Below are 15,220 nucleotides of genomic sequence, written 5' to 3'. Positions count from 1 at the left end.
GCATAAAATGCTTATGTTATTAATAAAAGTAAGCCATAGCGCTGTAGGTATAGTATATATTTTATAATTACTTTACTTGTGGCAATATTTAGTTCTATATTCAGACGGAGAACAATTCCTGTACTTTTTAAATACTTTTCCAAAGTAACTTATGCCATTAAAACCTACATCGAGAGAAATATTAGAAATGGAATCCTTATTTTTTAGAAGTAGCTCTGCTGCTTTTGAAACTCTATATTCCATTAAGTATTCAAAAGGAGTTACTTTCAAAATTCTTTTAAAACTTCGACAGCACTCACTTTTGCTGATATTTGCAGCTCTTGCGATACTATCTAGATCAATATTATCTGCATAATTCTTTTGAATATATTGCATTGCCATTTTCACACGTTCATCATCATTTGATGCTGAAGGTACAGTTCTTTTAATATCTTCCTTTATTTCTTTAATTAAGTTTAACCAAACAATACTTAAATAATTTTTCATTTCTAATTCATATCCATATGATTTTTTATGAGATAATATAAAAACTTGTTCCAGATGCGCTAAGATTCTTTTTTGCCAAGGAACGTCAGGTTTTAAAGAGAGAAATTTCAAATTATTACTCTCAATAATTGGAGATAAGTACTTTTTTTCAATAAGTGATTCTTCACTTCCTCCAATTAAAGTTGAATCAAAATCAATGGAAAACATCATGCAATCGATATTTTCATATGGTTTAATTTGATGAAGTACATTTGAATTTATCATAATTCCTTCACCTGGAGATAATATTATTTCTTCATCTTCAATAAAAACTACTACTTTATCATATAGTGAATATGAAAATTGTACTTCCTTATGCCAATGCCATCTTATATATCCATCTTCAAACAGATTAAATTTGTCAGTATAAATTGCTAGTGGAAAATCATGAGAACCATGTTTTACTGTTTCTTGCAAATTATCATTTACTTCTATTCTTGTTGCTTGCATATTTATCATCTCGCTAATATAGTTTTAATTTCTGACAATATATTAATTGTTTAATGCCATAAATAATAATAAAATTATTACATATTTGTTATATTAAATCAATATAATTGCAATTAGCTAAAATATATATTGCAAATGATTATATGTGTTCCAATTCATAATGCACATTTAACAATACACAATTACGGCTGAAATTCTTGCAATATTTTTAGAATTATGGTGAAGAATTATTTTTGCAGTATATATAAGTTAATTAAGAATAAATACAAAAAGGAGGAAGTATAGTGAACTTTCAGCCAAGGATAAAAGGAATAATCCTGGTAATCATAGGAGCCATGTTATGGGGGATATCAGGTACTGCTGCTCAATACTTATTTCAGAAAAAGGGATTTAGTCCAGAGTGGCTTGTTGTAATACGTTTATTATCATCGGGAATAATTTTATTATTATATACTTTTATGAAAGGTGAGCAAAATATATGGAAAGTATGGAAAAGTAAGAATGATGCTTTGAGTCTTATATTTTTTAGTATATTAGGCATGCTAGGTGTACAATATACATATTTTGCAGCCATTAAATATGGGAATGCAGCAACAGCAACAATACTTCAATATTCATCACCAGTAATAATTACTTGTTATTTAGCCATTCGTAATAAAAAAATTCCAAAGCTTAAAGAAATTATTGCTATTGGACTAGCAATGCTAGGGACATTTTTTATAATTACAAAGGGGAATATTCATAGTATATCTATTTCAAGGTTGGCATTGTTTTGGGGAATTGCATCAGCATTTGCAGCAGCCTTTTATACTTTACAACCTCGCTTACTTCTTAGAAAATGGGGATCCATATTAGTAGTTGGGTGGGGGATGTTAATAGGAGGAATAGCCTTCAGCTTTATTGAGCAGCCATGGAATTGCACTGGAATTTGGTCTACTAATTCAATATTAGCTATTATATTTGTAGTATTATTTGGAACGTTAATTGCTTTTACTTGCTTTTTAGAAAGTTTAAATTATATAAAGCCGACAGAGTCAAGTATATTATCATCAGCTGAACCTTTATCGGCTGCTATATTATCTGTATTATGGTTACATGAAGAGCTTGGAATAGCACAATGGATTGGAACGGCATGTATTATAACTACAATTATAATTTTGTCTCGTATAAAGCAATAAGAAGTTGTTTTAATATACAATGAAAATTAGTTCAATATATCAGTATATTAATACAAAATGCTTAAGTAGATTAATAGATAGCTGGATGACAATGAGTCAGCAGGTATTGATAAAATCATAAGTATACTCATTAAGAGAATTCTAAATTACCTACAGTAACTATTATAATTATATCCCCATAATTTAGAGGCTTTAGAGTATATTTACGAGAATTAGGTTCAAAACGAATTAATTCCTGTATTAATTGAGTACTATCAATTATAAGAAGTATAGCTCTACCAGAAGAATTATTCTCAACATTATAATCAACGCCTGCTGATAGGCCTGAGTCTTTTAAGGTATACAGCCCTTGAGTTAAAGTTTTACTAGCAGCAAAAGCATTTACTGTATTTGTGCTAAGTAATAAGAATAAAAAAATAGAAAATGTAACAATAAATTTTTTCATTATACTCACCACCTTTCATAATTTATAGTATTTGAAAGCGGTGAAATTATATTCAAAATATATTGTGGCAAGTTAAGAAAAATAGACTATTACAAAATTCTAAGAACTGGTTTAGAAAATTATAGCTTGTCATACAATTGACATATTCATCTAGTATTATAAATTTATAAGATAGTTAATCATTATTTACCCCTTATTAAATAAATGATAACCAGTATTTAGAATGATCTATTACACCCTAGTAGATTATTCTTTTTTTTCGCCTTCATTTACTATGTAATTATAGTAGTGAGCTATAGCCATGTCCACTATAGTACTTACATAGGTATTTAAGTCAGGATGCCTGCTCTTTAATTCATTAACTTTTCTAACAGTAGAAGATCTAAGCATATAAGTTCGTTTAATATCTAGGAATTCACCATCAATAGGTGGAGCCATGCCATTTGCTAATGAAACTTTTCTATTATCTGCAAGAATATTAGAATTAGATGCTTTAACATTTTGGGTAGATGCTGCTTCATCATCAAATGAGATGGTTAGAGCAGGATTATTAGATTCAATAGACGATCTATTATTACTGTTATAACTACAATTATTATTATTACTGCTGTTATTGGACATAGCAGTATTTATTTCATCTTCATCATCATCAAATGAAAAAGATGAAATGCACTTGCCAGAAATGACTGGTTCAGGTGTAAAACCAATTATTTCTTCATTCTCATCTGGTGCAAAATCATTTTTTGGTAGTTCATTTTGTTTTCTTTTACTCATAAGTGTTCTCCTCGTATAATAAATTTTTGTACATTCTTTCTATAAATGATAACAGAAAAGAAATGTATGATTCTAAATATAAAAGATCAAATGAAAGAATTCTGTTAATCAAATGAAAAAATTGAGCTCTAACTTTTTGCAGGATAACTTTTTTGAAAAGCTCTTTTGAATTCTCATATATCTCACTTAAGATATATGCAGAAAAAGAGAATATTCTAATATTCTTCACAATATTTATTCTGGAGAATAAATATTCTCTAGAATATTACCATAGAAGAATATATATTCTTCAGAATATGCTTGAAAAATGCGGCTTAAGGAGAGATTAGTATTTAAATTAACATTTTTATTTTATGGTTTGATTTTTGATTTAATAAGACATGGAATAAAAAAGAAGAGGCTAATAAATAATTGAGAGTGAATTCTAATTTAATATTAAAACTTGGTTAAATAAAATAATTAAGTTTTAATATTAGATTATTTATTAAGCAGTTTGATTACTAAAATTTCAAATATAAACTTATTATTGAAAAGCATTATACTCAACGAGATAGAAATTTAAATATATTTATAAATTTATATTAATTTAGCGAAGAAAAAAGTCAAGGCGTGTGATACTGCTAAGTGATAGGTTTACAAATACGGTGAATTTGCGGAAAAAAATACAATATTCAGCACTTTATTTGAAAAAAATAAATTTTTATGTTGACAACCTATAATCATGTAACATATAATAAACAAGCAGATTAGTTGCGGGTATCGTATATCGGTAATACTCCAGCCTTCCAAGCTGGAAAGGTGGGTTCGATTCCCACTACCCGCTCCAAAAAAAATTAAAGAGTTTGCAACATAATAAATAATATGCGTTTTTAGCTCAGCTGGATAGAGCAACGCCCTTCTAAGGCGTGGGCCAGGGGTTCGAATCCCTTAAAACGCACCATATAATGGTGAACGTAGTTCAGTTGGTAGAGCGCCAGTTTGTGGCACTGGTTGTCGTGGGTTCGAGTCCCATCGTTCACCCCATGTAAAAATATTAGTAGGCTGCAAGGCAATTGATTTAGCTTAATTATTTGTAAAAGCATTCTATTATAATTATTATTCTGGTTCACTAGCTCAGTCGGTAGAGCACATGACTTTTAATCATGGTGTCCCGGGTTCGATTCCCGGGTGAGCCACCAAATTGTTTAACCTAAGGTAGAAAAGGTATAGTTAAATATACTTTGATGCTTTAGGTTTTTTTATTATTTAGTAAAAATTATATCAAGTCAAATTTACAGATGACTTTGTAGGCAGAGGAAATATATAGCCCAAGAATTAGTTTTTTTGTATTATTTAAGTTTATGCTATCTCTTGTAAAGGTTAAGAAAAATGATAACTTAGAATTAAAATGCGAAAATTTGAAATTCATGACAGCATATATAATAAAAATAACAGCTCTAAGGTAAATGTTAACCTTAGAGCTGTTAGATTTTAATAATATACTGGAATATTATTAAATATTTTTCTCAAAATAGTTTTCTTTTTTAAAATGGCTGTAGAGTAGCACATATCTTTAAAATAAGCATATTCCTTAACAGTATGATTTTTGTAGAATACAAAATTTATAAGTTCAATTTCTTCTTCACTTAGATTTTTAAGAGCTAAATTTAAATCTTCATAATCACAGATTTCACATAATGAAACTTCGATAGATATTTCTTGTGAAGGAATATCTTCTTCAAAGTTATCATGATAACTTAAAGCATCATTACTATCAGTAGAACTTCTGAAATTCATTTTCCTAATTAAATCATTTACATTATTCTTTATTGCGTTAGTAGCATAAGCAACAAACCTATGCTTCTCCAAATTGTACATGGAAACAGATTTAAAAAGTGATTTATAACATTCCTGCTGAATATCATAAATGCTATATCCATCAACAAAAGTTTTCTTTGAAATATTATAGATTAAAGGCTTAAACTCATCAGTTAATTTTTCTTTTGCGGTTTCATCATTATTTTTACATCTTCTCACCAGTTTTTCAATATAATCAAAATTCATATGAACCTCCTTCCTCACTTAATGGCTGCAAAATAAATTGATTAATTTACATATGTTGTGTTCATTGTTAAGTTAATTTCTACATGTAGATATACGGCCGAGAATGTACATTTTACATAAAAATAGAAAATAAATTATATTAATTTATTGTAGATTAGGTTGAAGTAAGATTTTTATTAGAAATAACAGTCTTTTATGTGTGATTTATTCATCTAAATACAATAATGCATTTATGGAAAGTTTTGTAATACGATTAATTACGTGGATGACTAAGAAATGTTAGTAAGATAAGTTTTCTTATCTTTTGCAAGAATAAATAGTAGTGAGAATTGGTTGATTAATAGATAAGAATGGGAACAATAAGAGATTTAATGTGCTTAGAAGTATTTACATATATGATGTAGAAAAAATGTGTTTGGATACAATATGAAATTTAGTATAAAAAGAACTGTGGTAAAAAATAAATACAAAAATTATTTGGAAATAGGATTTTTGAATAAATTAAATTTGAAAAGTGTAAGAAAATAGTGGAAAATATTCATAAGAAATCTAGGCAAAAGGATAAAAAATGCGGCATAATAATAGTAATAGGCTATATAAATATAGCCTATTACTATGTTTTTAGAAAAATGTAAAAACAGTATTATTAAAATGGACATTATGTCTGTAATGGGAAGCTTTTGCTAAGTCTTTTTGAGCATTTAAAAGCAATCTAGTTTTTTACAGAAAAAGTAAGGTGTAAGCAAATTGTATACACTAATATAAAATATATTGATTTAGCAAAGGACAATGATTTTATATGGAGTGGTTTGAGCAGGTATGCTCTTAGTTGCAGGCCAATAGACAACAATTAGGTTTCTATTCCCTGGATATCTGTTAAAGGCCTGATCGTTTGTTAGAATTATCTCAGTAGATTCGGCTATGTTGAGCTTTAAATTTCCATCGCTACTTATAAGTAGATAGTCAAAATAATCTACAGTAACATTTTGATTTTCTGTGTTTTTTGCCATAACAATTGCAGGATATTGCGGAGGATAAATAAGAAGAGCAGGTGCGTTTGCGTCAAAGAATCCAGTGACCTCGTCTCCAGCCACTACCATTTCATGATCCACAAAATAAGTTCCTGGAGATATCACAAAATTTACTGGTCCTCTTTCGATGCTTTCGAGTGACATTAATTTATAGCAACCTGCTGATTCATCATCTTGGGTTGGATAAAAATCTTCAATCATTGTAATGGTACCACTAATGGCCGTAAAACTTTGTATTGTATTTCTCCAATTTGCATTGAAAGAGAGGTGAGCTACTTGATTCATGTAGTAAGGACAACAAGGAAATTGTTTATTATACATGTATTGTATTCTCCTTTATTTTGATGTAGTTATAAGTCTCATTATAATAGTATATTAGCTACGTTGAGAAGTGTTACTTAGTGTCAAGTAGATATATATACGAAGAGTAAACTTAGTCTGTTAATTTTAAAAGATATTTATCAAAAGCTTTTTAATCTAAGTATTACTTTTGCAAAGATACTAAAATAGTCATTTAATTGATCACAATAACATTGGTAAAAAAACGAGCTGGCTTCTTTTTTATTACTACTGAAACCCACATATGAATAGGAAATGTTTTTGGTATTTTAAAATATATATTATGTATGGAGTATATCATCAAATAAGCTTTGAAAGTAGTAAAACTATGTAGAGGTATATAAACTAATAGATTATAGAAAATGAGGTGTTAATCGATGATAAGTAATGAAGACATGAGAATTAGTAAATTTATAAGCCTTATACTCAGGCATAAACCGGAAGAAATTGGATTAACTTTAGATGAATATGGATATATTAGTACTTCTGATTTAATCAAAGGATTAAATAAAAAAGGATATAAGGTGACAATTTCAGATATTGAAAGAATTGTAGCTGAAGATGGTAAACAAAGATATTCATTTAATAATGATAAAACTAAAATTAAAGCGAATCAAGGCCATTCAATAAAAGTTAATCTTGAATTGCAAGCTATTAAGCCGCCTAAAGTATTATATCATGGAACTGCAACTAGGTTTATGGATAGCATATGCAGAGAAGGTATCAAAAAACAGAATAGACAATACGTTCACTTATCAGCTGATATAGAAACAGCCACAAAAGTAGGTAAAAGACATGGAGAATTAGTTATATTTAAAATTAACAGTGAGCAGATGAATAAAGATGGATATAAATTCTTCCTATCTGAAAACAAAGTGTGGTTAACTGATTATGTTCCAGTAAAATATTTTGATATTTTTAGAACTAATTAGAGCCCAGAATATAAAGGTGAATCGGTATATTTTGAAAATTATAATATCTAGAAGGGGAGTTTTTTGGAGATTAATAAAATTTTTTAGGCCAATTTTAATATTAGAAAGTTTAATTTATATCTAACTTAATTGAATATAATAACTTAATATAATTTGCAATTTAAGGTATTCTGAAGTTTTTTTGAATCCATATAATTCTATAAATAACCAAGAGTAGTCGCCAAAAATAAAAAATAATAACTAAAGCCAAAGAAAATTTAAATTTAATTGATTTTTATGTTTACAAAATGGAAGAAAAACTTCTTTAAGTATATGTAAAGCAAATGAGTTAGCTAACCTCAAAGGCTTAATTAAAATTATTTTTATATTTTAGGAGGAAAAAATTATGGGTTATTTAGGAATTAACATGTCAGGATCAAGTATACCAGTATATTCTACAAATATTGAGGATAACACAAGAATAGGAAGTTTGGGATACAAAGAACGATTTGCAGTTACAAGCAGTGGACCAATTGCAATAGTTATAAAGTTTGTAAATTCTTCAGGGAGCTGGGTTGATGGTAGATTAGATCCAGATGCTGATATTAGTGATTGGTGTGAATATTTATTTAGATCAAGCGCAATACCAGCTGGATATTTCCGCACTGATAGTACAGTAAGAATGTATGATTCATCAGGAAGTTTTCAATCATCATATCCGGCAGGCACAGTAGTAGTACCATATACTGAAAGTAGATCACAAAATGGTACAAGTCACCCAGATTATCTTAGAATCAGAGCATTATATGATAGAAATGGAAATCAAATTTCTGATGATACTTATGGTATGTTCATAGATTGCAGGATAAGATATAATTCTGGCAATACTCCTGTTTATGGAAATTGGAATTAACAAGATATTGTATTAATTTAAAATAGAGGACTGTAGTAGGCTTGCTATTATGCAAATCTTACTACAGTCCTTCTTTATTGTTCTGTAATTTCTTTCATATAATCTATTCCAACGATAGTATTATTCTTGGAATTTGGGGTGAAACCAGAATTATGAGATTCGTCATAATCATATGCAAGACCTAATACAAAATTACCTTGATTAGAGGAGTAAACTATATGAGTTTTTCCAGTGGAATTATCATATTTACTTCTTATTTCTTTTATATCATTAGGTAACACGCTTTTAGCAAGTTTTATTGCATCTTCGTAGGTTATTTTTGTTGGATTTACTTCACTTGCATAGGTATAGTCAGTTAATATATCTTTGTATTTTTTATTATCTACATTAGGTATTCCAGATTCACTGCCAACAAAGCTATTTTCAGTTTCATAGTAAGTAAGAGAAGAATTAGTTTTATCATAATTCAGTTTAGATTTATCCACTTCTTTATATCTCTTATCTATTTCAGTATTATCTCTTTCTTCGTTTTCTTCAAAAATTGCCTGATCTCTTGGAGAGTTTCCGCGAGTTTCAGAATTATCATTTTTATCTGTATCTTTACTTGATTCTTCAGTTTTATGTTCAGCTGTAGTTTGGTTTTTATCAGCATTTTCATTTTTACCTATTGAGTTGCAGCTGATAGCTGTAAAAGATACTGCAATTAATGCTGCAAGTGTTATGTAATTAAATTTTTTCAATATATGTCCTCCTTATATAGCTTAAAAAAATAGTAATAAGAGATTCAAATATTAATGGTCAAGCATTTAACATGATATTAAAGTTTTATCATGTTAAGCTTTAAAGTAAAAATTTGTATAACAAAATGTTAACATATAATAATAATTGAAACAAGGATAGAGGGGGATTTACTGAAATATAAGTTAAGATTTCAAAATTGGCTGTTCTATATAGAGTAACTGTTGAAATTTGATCAAATGCCAAATTTTTTGGAAGATGAAATCCAAAATTTCCGCTAAAGCCAGTGGACATATAATACGGAAAGCTGCTGAAATAACAACCAGATATTTGAACTATTCTACATAAATTTCTAGGAGTATAAAGACCTATATAAATGTGATTTAACCATCCTTCTTTTACTAAACTCAATAACTAATAAATACTATTTGATTCTATAACTTGGAATATTTGACAAAGGGCAAAAGTAAGATAAAATTATATATGAGTTCCAAAAATTTGTTGATCAAAGTTAAACCTTTAAAGCGGAAGTATAAAGTGGAATAATTTTAATGATTAGAAAGTTTATTAAATGGAACTTATATATTATAAGAACTTAGGGGGAATAATAATGGTAAAATTAAAAAAATTAATAGCAGGATCACTAATAGCGGTTTCAGTATTAGCGATAACTCCGATAAGTGCAAGTGCAGAATGGAAGAATGATAGCACTGGATGGTGGTACACAGAAGGTGGTTCGTATTCTACAGGATGGAAAAAGATAGAAGGAAAATGGTATTATTTTTATGCTAGTGGTTATATGGCTAAAAACACAGTTATTGATGGATATATTTTAAGCAATAATGGAGATTGGACAGGCCTAGAAACTAAATCTGATAAGATTTCAGTTTCATATCCTTCAAATTGGACTAAAACGACTTTAAAAGGAGATGATATTTACTATCTAGACAATCAAGGAACTAATGTGAATTTGGTTATAGATGGCATGGAGGGATATTCAGAAGAGGTTTATTTTAATTCAGCAGAAACTTATATAAAAAATCGCTCAGATATAAATAATTTACAAATTAAAGAGCGTAAATTTAATAATAATAATGCGTTAACTCTAAACTATTTTCATAATATTAATGGAATGGATGTGCAAGTAGAACAAGTAATGATTTGTAATAGTAACAAAGCATATTTATTTACACTTATGCAACGTGGAAAAATATCAGATGAAAATATGACATCTTTTGAAAGTATGTTAAATACAATAAAATTTGCATATTAATTCTTTAAATTAGGGGATAATCTTTAGTAAGGAGAGATATGCTTTTAATTATCTTACCTTGCTAAAGATAATACATGTAATAGAAAATAGAAGATTAGTTTAAAATAAGTGAGGAAATAATTCTAAAGGTTTAAAAATATGCCATAGTGATAAATTTATATTTATGATTTAAATAGGTCATATTTTTAATTAATACTGAGATATGTGAAATAAGTTCCGACATAGTAATATTGTATTTAGATAAAATTACATAAAATAATAAACAACATATTTTAAAGATTAAATTATATGAGAAGGCGTATATATTCTTATAGAAAAGGAGAAAAAATGAGTACCACAAATGAGCAGAAAGTATATGAAATATTAGATTTATTAGGTATTAAGTATACTAAATATGAGCATAATCCAATATATACAGTTGAAGAAGCCAAAAATTTAGATATCGATATTCCAGGAGGTCATTGTAAAAATCTTTTTATTAGGAACAGAAAAGGAGACACCCATTACTTAGTTGTTTTAGATGAAAATAAGAGAGTTGATTTAAAGGCTTTAGATAAGCAAATTGGTAGTACTCGGTTATCATTTGCATCAGAAGAACGTTTATATAAATATTTAAAGCTAACACCAGGATCAGTTACTCCTTTTGGATTAATAAACGATTCTAATAGAGAAGTTATAGTATTAATAGATAAAGATTTAGCTAATCAGGATATTGTTAATTTTCATCCTAATGTAAATACAGCGACAATAGGAATTTCTTATAAAGATTTTGAAAAATTTATTTTGTGGCGTAAAAATGGATTTAAATATATAGATATATAGCTTAAATGGAGGAAAGTTTTATGGAGATATTAGGTAGCCTAGGACTAAGTGTAGTATTTCTTATTTTGGGTGTAATATTAAAATTGTGGCCGCCGAAGGAGATAAATAGTTTTTATGGATATAGAACTCCTTTTTCTAAGAAAAATAATGATGTATGGAAAGAAGCAAATACCTATGGTGGAACAATGATGATATTAGGTGCAGTTATAGCTATAATTTTCTCGATTATAATAACTTCTTTATATGGGAACGATCCAGGCAGATCAAATATAATATGTGTTATGGGATCTTTAATAATTGTTTTAATATCAATATTTTATACAGAGGTTCATTTAAGAAAAGTATTTGATAAAGATGGTAAACGTAAATAAGAGTAATAATTCTACTTTTTACGTAGTTTTGTAGAAAAATATGTCATATTATGCTAAAATATCCCTATGCGAATATTATAACTAATGATAATTGTTATTAGCAATGGGGGTGTCATAAATGAAAGAAGAAAAGCTTAGTAAATACAAGAAAAGTCCAATTTTTTTAGTTATAGAAAATGGTTTGATTGTTGATGTTAGTGCACAGTTTATAGAATTAACAGAGTATAGGTATGAGGAATTATTAAATAGTAGCATAATTAATGTGTTTGAAAAATTAAGGGTTGGTCCAAACATTAATACTAGCGATATTGATGAGAAGATCAACTATTTTTTGTTCACGAAATCTTTAGGAGTTAAATTTGTTAATATAAAAGTAATATGTGAGAAAGAAAAAGAGATATATATCTTTAGTGAAAAAATGAATTCTAATATTGAAATTAAACATTCATTTTTAAATGAATTAATTTTAGATAATTATTATGGAGTAGGAGTATATAGTCTTCCAGATATGACGCTTCTTAAAACTAATGAGAAGTATGTAAGTTTTATGGATGCGCCTTTTAATAAAGTAGAAAATTGTATAGGAAAACATATATCTGAGTTCACGACAGGCTTTAAGGGAAGTGCATATGAAAGGCTGTGGGATAATTTACTTAGAACAAAGCGTGCATGCAACATAGATGAATATCAGTATGATGGTTTTAGTAGGGGAATTACTTATTGGAGAATATCATTAATACCTATTTTTGAAGATGGTGAAATAAAATATTGCGTTGCAATGCTTACAGAAACAACTGAACAGGTGGTACATAGAAAAAAAATTGAGGAACAGGCAGAAATAATTAAGCAGCAGAATTATACGTTAAAACGACAGGCAGACATGTTGAACTTATCAAGAGAAGCTATTTTTGCTTGGAAATTAAATGGAAGTATTACTTATTGGAATAAAGGTGCAGAGCTTATGTATGGCTATACCAGCGATGAGGCTGTTGGCCGCATAAGTCATGATTTATTAAAAACTGTTCGTTCGGTAGACATAAAAACTATTAAGGAGAGTATACTGGAAGATGGTGTATGGAGCGGTGAAATAGAGCATACTAAAAAAGATGGAAAAAAACTTATCATTGAAACAAGTCATCAAATTTTTGTTGATGAATATGGGCAGCTAGTAGTACTTGAAACTAATCGTGATATAACTGAAAGGAAGAAGTTAGAAGAGGAAATTAAACATCAAAAAGCTGAATTAGATGATATTATACAAAGTATAGACGATGCGCTGGTTATTTATGATAGTAATAAAAATTGCTATTTAACTAATAAATCTGCTGAAGAATATTTTAAGGGTACTAATCTTAGGAGGATAAGTAATCCCAATCATTTTAAGTTTTATGATTTAAATGGAGATGAAATTCCTAAAGAAAAAATGACTATTTCAAAAGTATTTAGGGGAGAAGTAGTTATAAATGACATAATGACTCTAAAAAATGCTACTACAACAAAACATATTAGTTTAAATGGAAGACCTATTTATGATAGCAATGGAAATATAAAATTTGCAGTTCTTTGCTGTCATGATATTACACATGATATTGAAGCACAGATGCTTATAGAACAACAAAATAAAAAACTTGAAGCAATTATTAGCAGTGCATCAGATGGAATGTTTTTGTTTAATCCAGATAACAGTGTAACTTTATTAAATAAAGAATCAGAAAAATTTATATACGATATTAATGGATATAAAAGCATTGGTGATACGTGCAAAGATACTAAATATTATGATAAAGATGGAAATCTGCTTGAAGTAAATGATCTACCAGGTATTAAGTTAAAGAATGGTGAGAGTATTAAAAACTTCATTATTACAGCTAAAGGACCAGATAAAACTATTCATTATAGTGTAAGCGCTTGCCCAATATATGATGATAGGAAAAATTTAATTACAAAATTGATTTCTGCTCATGATATTACGGAGCGGTTTAATAATGAAAGAAAAATATTGGAGCAAAAAGAGCAGTTACAGGCCATTCTTGATAATATGCAAGATTCAGTTTATGTTTTTAATAAAGATGGCGAAATTTTCTTGAAAAATAAGATGGCACAAAAAAGAATGAGCTATTATTGGGATTATAATCATCCAAAGGATACAAACAAAAAGTTTTTAGATTTAGATGGATCTGAGATTATAGCAGAAGATATACCACATTGTAAGATTATACGTGGAGAATACGTTAAAGAATACTTTATGAAGATAAAAATAGGGGAGTGTGAACAATATGTTTCCGTGAGTGGAACTCCTGTTTTTGGTAAAGAAGGAAACTTTGCTTATGGAATTATTAATAGCAGAGATATAACAGATTTTATGGAAAATCAGAAAGTTTTAGAAAAAATTCAAATCAAGCTTTTGGAAGCTGAACGAGAAAAAAATGAGACTCTTGAAAAAGCATTAGAAATGAAAGATGAGTTTTTGTCACTTATATCCCATGAGTTTAGAACACCTCTCAATGTTATAAATTCTGCTATTCAAGCAATAGATTATTTTTGCAGTGAAGAACTATCGGACAGGCTAAAAAAGTACTTAGGGATGATAAAATTAAATTCATTTAGGCAGCTAAGATTAGTAAATAATATATTAGATATTACCAGAGCTAATGCAGGAAGAATAAAAGTTAATAAAAGCAACATAGATATAATATTTATGACTAAGGCTATTGTTGATTCGGTATATACGTATGCTAGTCAAAAGAGCATTGATATAATATTTTCATCATCCGTTAAACAAAAGATAGTTGGAATAGATGATGAAAAGTATGAAAGAATACTGCTCAATCTCTTATCAAATGCCATTAAATTTACTCCAGAAGGAAAATCAATTAGTGTAAAAATACTCTCAAGAAGAGATGGCATCTGTATTGAAGTTAAAGATAAAGGTATAGGAATACCTCAAGAGAAAGCCGATATAATTTTTGAAAGGTTTGGTCAGGTTGATAGTTCTTTATCAAGACAAGCAGAAGGAACTGGAATAGGTCTATCTTTAGTTAAGAAATTTGTTGAAGCAATTGGAGGAACTATATCTCTTAAAAGTAAGGTCGGAAGAGGAAGTACTTTCTCAATATTTCTTCCTAGTGAAAGCATAGTTCAAGAGAAGGGTGAAAGCGAAGTGGTAGAGTTTTCTGGAAATCGTCTAATACAAACTATACATGTAGAGTTTTCGGATATTTATTCATAGAAAATTACCGTAGATTTCTATTAAACTATCTCATTGCTAAATGCAATTTATAAAAATATATTGCTAGTATTTATTACATATTCCATTTGAATTTTTATAGATTCTATGCTATAATTTTGAAAGATTTAATAGAATATTTTTTTATCGGTTGGACAAGTTTGCACTTGATTCCAAGAAA

Annotated in this window: 13 protein-coding genes, 4 tRNA genes and 1 other annotated feature (1 of these 18 cut by a window edge); of the genes, 11 read left to right on the top strand and 6 right to left on the bottom strand. The window is 28.4% G+C overall.

The genetic code is table 11. The features are described 5' to 3' along the window. Positions 1 to 72: 72 nt before the first annotated feature. The gene (locus tag KEC93_RS17295; RefSeq protein ID WP_077869128.1) at positions 73 to 975 is read right to left on the bottom strand and encodes an AraC family transcriptional regulator; all 903 of its coding nucleotides are present in this window, start codon (positions 973 to 975) and stop codon (positions 73 to 75) included. A 284-nt stretch (positions 976 to 1,259) separates the two neighbouring features. On the opposite strand from KEC93_RS17295, the gene KEC93_RS17290 reads away from it, so the two are divergent. Further along, positions 1,260 to 2,153, top strand: coding sequence for a DMT family transporter (locus tag KEC93_RS17290; RefSeq protein WP_023974431.1), 894 nt, complete (start codon positions 1,260 to 1,262; stop codon positions 2,151 to 2,153). Positions 2,154 to 2,283: 130 nt separating this feature from the next. Here KEC93_RS17290 and KEC93_RS17285 read toward each other — a convergent pair whose 3' ends face one another. Together KEC93_RS17285 and KEC93_RS17280 are read right to left on the bottom strand one after the other, a co-directional pair. Continuing rightward, positions 2,284 to 2,598 (bottom strand): hypothetical protein, encoded by a 315-nt coding sequence (locus tag KEC93_RS17285; protein ID WP_077869129.1) that lies wholly within the window; start codon positions 2,596 to 2,598, stop codon positions 2,284 to 2,286. A gap of 246 nt (positions 2,599 to 2,844) precedes the next feature. Then, positions 2,845 to 3,372: a hypothetical protein gene (locus KEC93_RS17280; RefSeq protein ID WP_077869130.1), complete on the bottom strand. Its 528-nt coding sequence runs from the start codon at positions 3,370 to 3,372 to the stop codon at positions 2,845 to 2,847. A 752-nt stretch (positions 3,373 to 4,124) separates the two neighbouring features. Between KEC93_RS17280 and KEC93_RS17275 the strand changes: the two genes are divergently transcribed. The 4 genes from KEC93_RS17275 to KEC93_RS17260 all read left to right on the top strand — a co-directional run bounded on the left by KEC93_RS17275 (position 4,125) and on the right by KEC93_RS17260 (position 4,550). Continuing rightward, a tRNA-Gly gene (locus tag KEC93_RS17275) sits at positions 4,125 to 4,198 on the top strand. Between the two features lie 37 nt (positions 4,199 to 4,235). Beyond that, positions 4,236 to 4,312: transfer RNA gene (locus KEC93_RS17270), tRNA-Arg, on the top strand. A gap of 7 nt (positions 4,313 to 4,319) precedes the next feature. Then, positions 4,320 to 4,395, top strand: a tRNA-His gene (locus KEC93_RS17265). Positions 4,396 to 4,474: 79 nt separating this feature from the next. After that, positions 4,475 to 4,550, top strand: a tRNA-Lys gene (locus KEC93_RS17260). A 292-nt stretch (positions 4,551 to 4,842) separates the two neighbouring features. On the opposite strand, the gene KEC93_RS17255 is transcribed toward KEC93_RS17260, so the two are convergent. Then, positions 4,843 to 5,415, bottom strand: coding sequence for a sigma-70 family RNA polymerase sigma factor (locus KEC93_RS17255; protein WP_077869131.1), 573 nt, complete (start codon positions 5,413 to 5,415; stop codon positions 4,843 to 4,845). A gap of 776 nt (positions 5,416 to 6,191) precedes the next feature. Then, a complete protein-coding gene (locus tag KEC93_RS17250; RefSeq protein ID WP_077869132.1) occupies positions 6,192 to 6,767 on the bottom strand; it encodes a hypothetical protein in 576 nt (191 codons plus the stop codon). 395 nt (positions 6,768 to 7,162) lie between these two features. Here KEC93_RS17250 and KEC93_RS17245 point away from each other — a divergent pair, with 395 nt between their 5' ends. Then, complete coding sequence (locus KEC93_RS17245) at positions 7,163 to 7,717, top strand: RNA 2'-phosphotransferase (RefSeq protein ID WP_077869133.1); 555 nt, start codon at positions 7,163 to 7,165, stop codon at positions 7,715 to 7,717. Positions 7,718 to 8,102: 385 nt separating this feature from the next. Then, the gene (locus KEC93_RS17240) at positions 8,103 to 8,609 is read left to right on the top strand and encodes a hypothetical protein (RefSeq protein WP_077869134.1); all 507 of its coding nucleotides are present in this window, start codon (positions 8,103 to 8,105) and stop codon (positions 8,607 to 8,609) included. A 74-nt stretch (positions 8,610 to 8,683) separates the two neighbouring features. On the opposite strand, the gene KEC93_RS17235 is transcribed toward KEC93_RS17240, so the two are convergent. Then, entirely contained in the window at positions 8,684 to 9,349 is a 666-nt protein-coding gene (locus tag KEC93_RS17235) for a hypothetical protein (RefSeq protein ID WP_077869135.1), read from the bottom strand. A 608-nt stretch (positions 9,350 to 9,957) separates the two neighbouring features. On the opposite strand from KEC93_RS17235, the gene KEC93_RS17230 reads away from it, so the two are divergent. From KEC93_RS17230 to KEC93_RS17215, 4 genes are all read left to right on the top strand, one after another. Further along, a complete protein-coding gene (locus KEC93_RS17230; RefSeq protein ID WP_077869136.1) occupies positions 9,958 to 10,620 on the top strand; it encodes a PsbP-related protein in 663 nt (220 codons plus the stop codon). 327 nt (positions 10,621 to 10,947) lie between these two features. Beyond that, positions 10,948 to 11,442: a prolyl-tRNA synthetase associated domain-containing protein gene (locus KEC93_RS17225; RefSeq protein ID WP_077869137.1), complete on the top strand. Its 495-nt coding sequence runs from the start codon at positions 10,948 to 10,950 to the stop codon at positions 11,440 to 11,442. Positions 11,443 to 11,462: 20 nt separating this feature from the next. Then, positions 11,463 to 11,813, top strand: coding sequence for an SdpI family protein (locus tag KEC93_RS17220; protein WP_077869138.1), 351 nt, complete (start codon positions 11,463 to 11,465; stop codon positions 11,811 to 11,813). A 118-nt stretch (positions 11,814 to 11,931) separates the two neighbouring features. Next, positions 11,932 to 15,042, top strand: coding sequence for a PAS domain S-box protein (locus KEC93_RS17215; protein ID WP_077869139.1), 3,111 nt, complete (start codon positions 11,932 to 11,934; stop codon positions 15,040 to 15,042). Positions 15,043 to 15,188: 146 nt separating this feature from the next. Beyond that, positions 15,189 to 15,220 (top strand) — a sequence feature (sodium ion sensor (DUF1646 type); this cis-regulatory element may regulate processes involved in with the transportation of sodium ions); it runs 22 nt beyond the window's last position.

It is taken from the genome of Clostridium beijerinckii, assembly GCF_018223745.1.
Taxonomy (GTDB): domain Bacteria; phylum Bacillota; class Clostridia; order Clostridiales; family Clostridiaceae; genus Clostridium; species Clostridium beijerinckii.
This window is presented reverse-complemented; position numbering and strand designations above follow the sequence as displayed.

Coding starts and splice junctions, on each gene's coding strand:
- KEC93_RS17295 (WP_077869128.1), bottom strand. CDS start 975: ATGCAAGCAACAAGAATAGAAGTAAATGATAATTTGCAAGAAACAGTA.
- KEC93_RS17285 (WP_077869129.1), bottom strand. CDS start 2,598: ATGAAAAAATTTATTGTTACATTTTCTATTTTTTTATTCTTATTACTT.
- KEC93_RS17280 (WP_077869130.1), bottom strand. CDS start 3,372: ATGAGTAAAAGAAAACAAAATGAACTACCAAAAAATGATTTTGCACCA.
- KEC93_RS17255 (WP_077869131.1), bottom strand. CDS start 5,415: ATGAATTTTGATTATATTGAAAAACTGGTGAGAAGATGTAAAAATAAT.
- KEC93_RS17250 (WP_077869132.1), bottom strand. CDS start 6,767: ATGTATAATAAACAATTTCCTTGTTGTCCTTACTACATGAATCAAGTA.
- KEC93_RS17245 (WP_077869133.1), top strand. CDS start 7,163: ATGATAAGTAATGAAGACATGAGAATTAGTAAATTTATAAGCCTTATA.
- KEC93_RS17240 (WP_077869134.1), top strand. CDS start 8,103: ATGGGTTATTTAGGAATTAACATGTCAGGATCAAGTATACCAGTATAT.
- KEC93_RS17230 (WP_077869136.1), top strand. CDS start 9,958: ATGGTAAAATTAAAAAAATTAATAGCAGGATCACTAATAGCGGTTTCA.
- KEC93_RS17225 (WP_077869137.1), top strand. CDS start 10,948: ATGAGTACCACAAATGAGCAGAAAGTATATGAAATATTAGATTTATTA.
- KEC93_RS17220 (WP_077869138.1), top strand. CDS start 11,463: ATGGAGATATTAGGTAGCCTAGGACTAAGTGTAGTATTTCTTATTTTG.
- KEC93_RS17215 (WP_077869139.1), top strand. CDS start 11,932: ATGAAAGAAGAAAAGCTTAGTAAATACAAGAAAAGTCCAATTTTTTTA.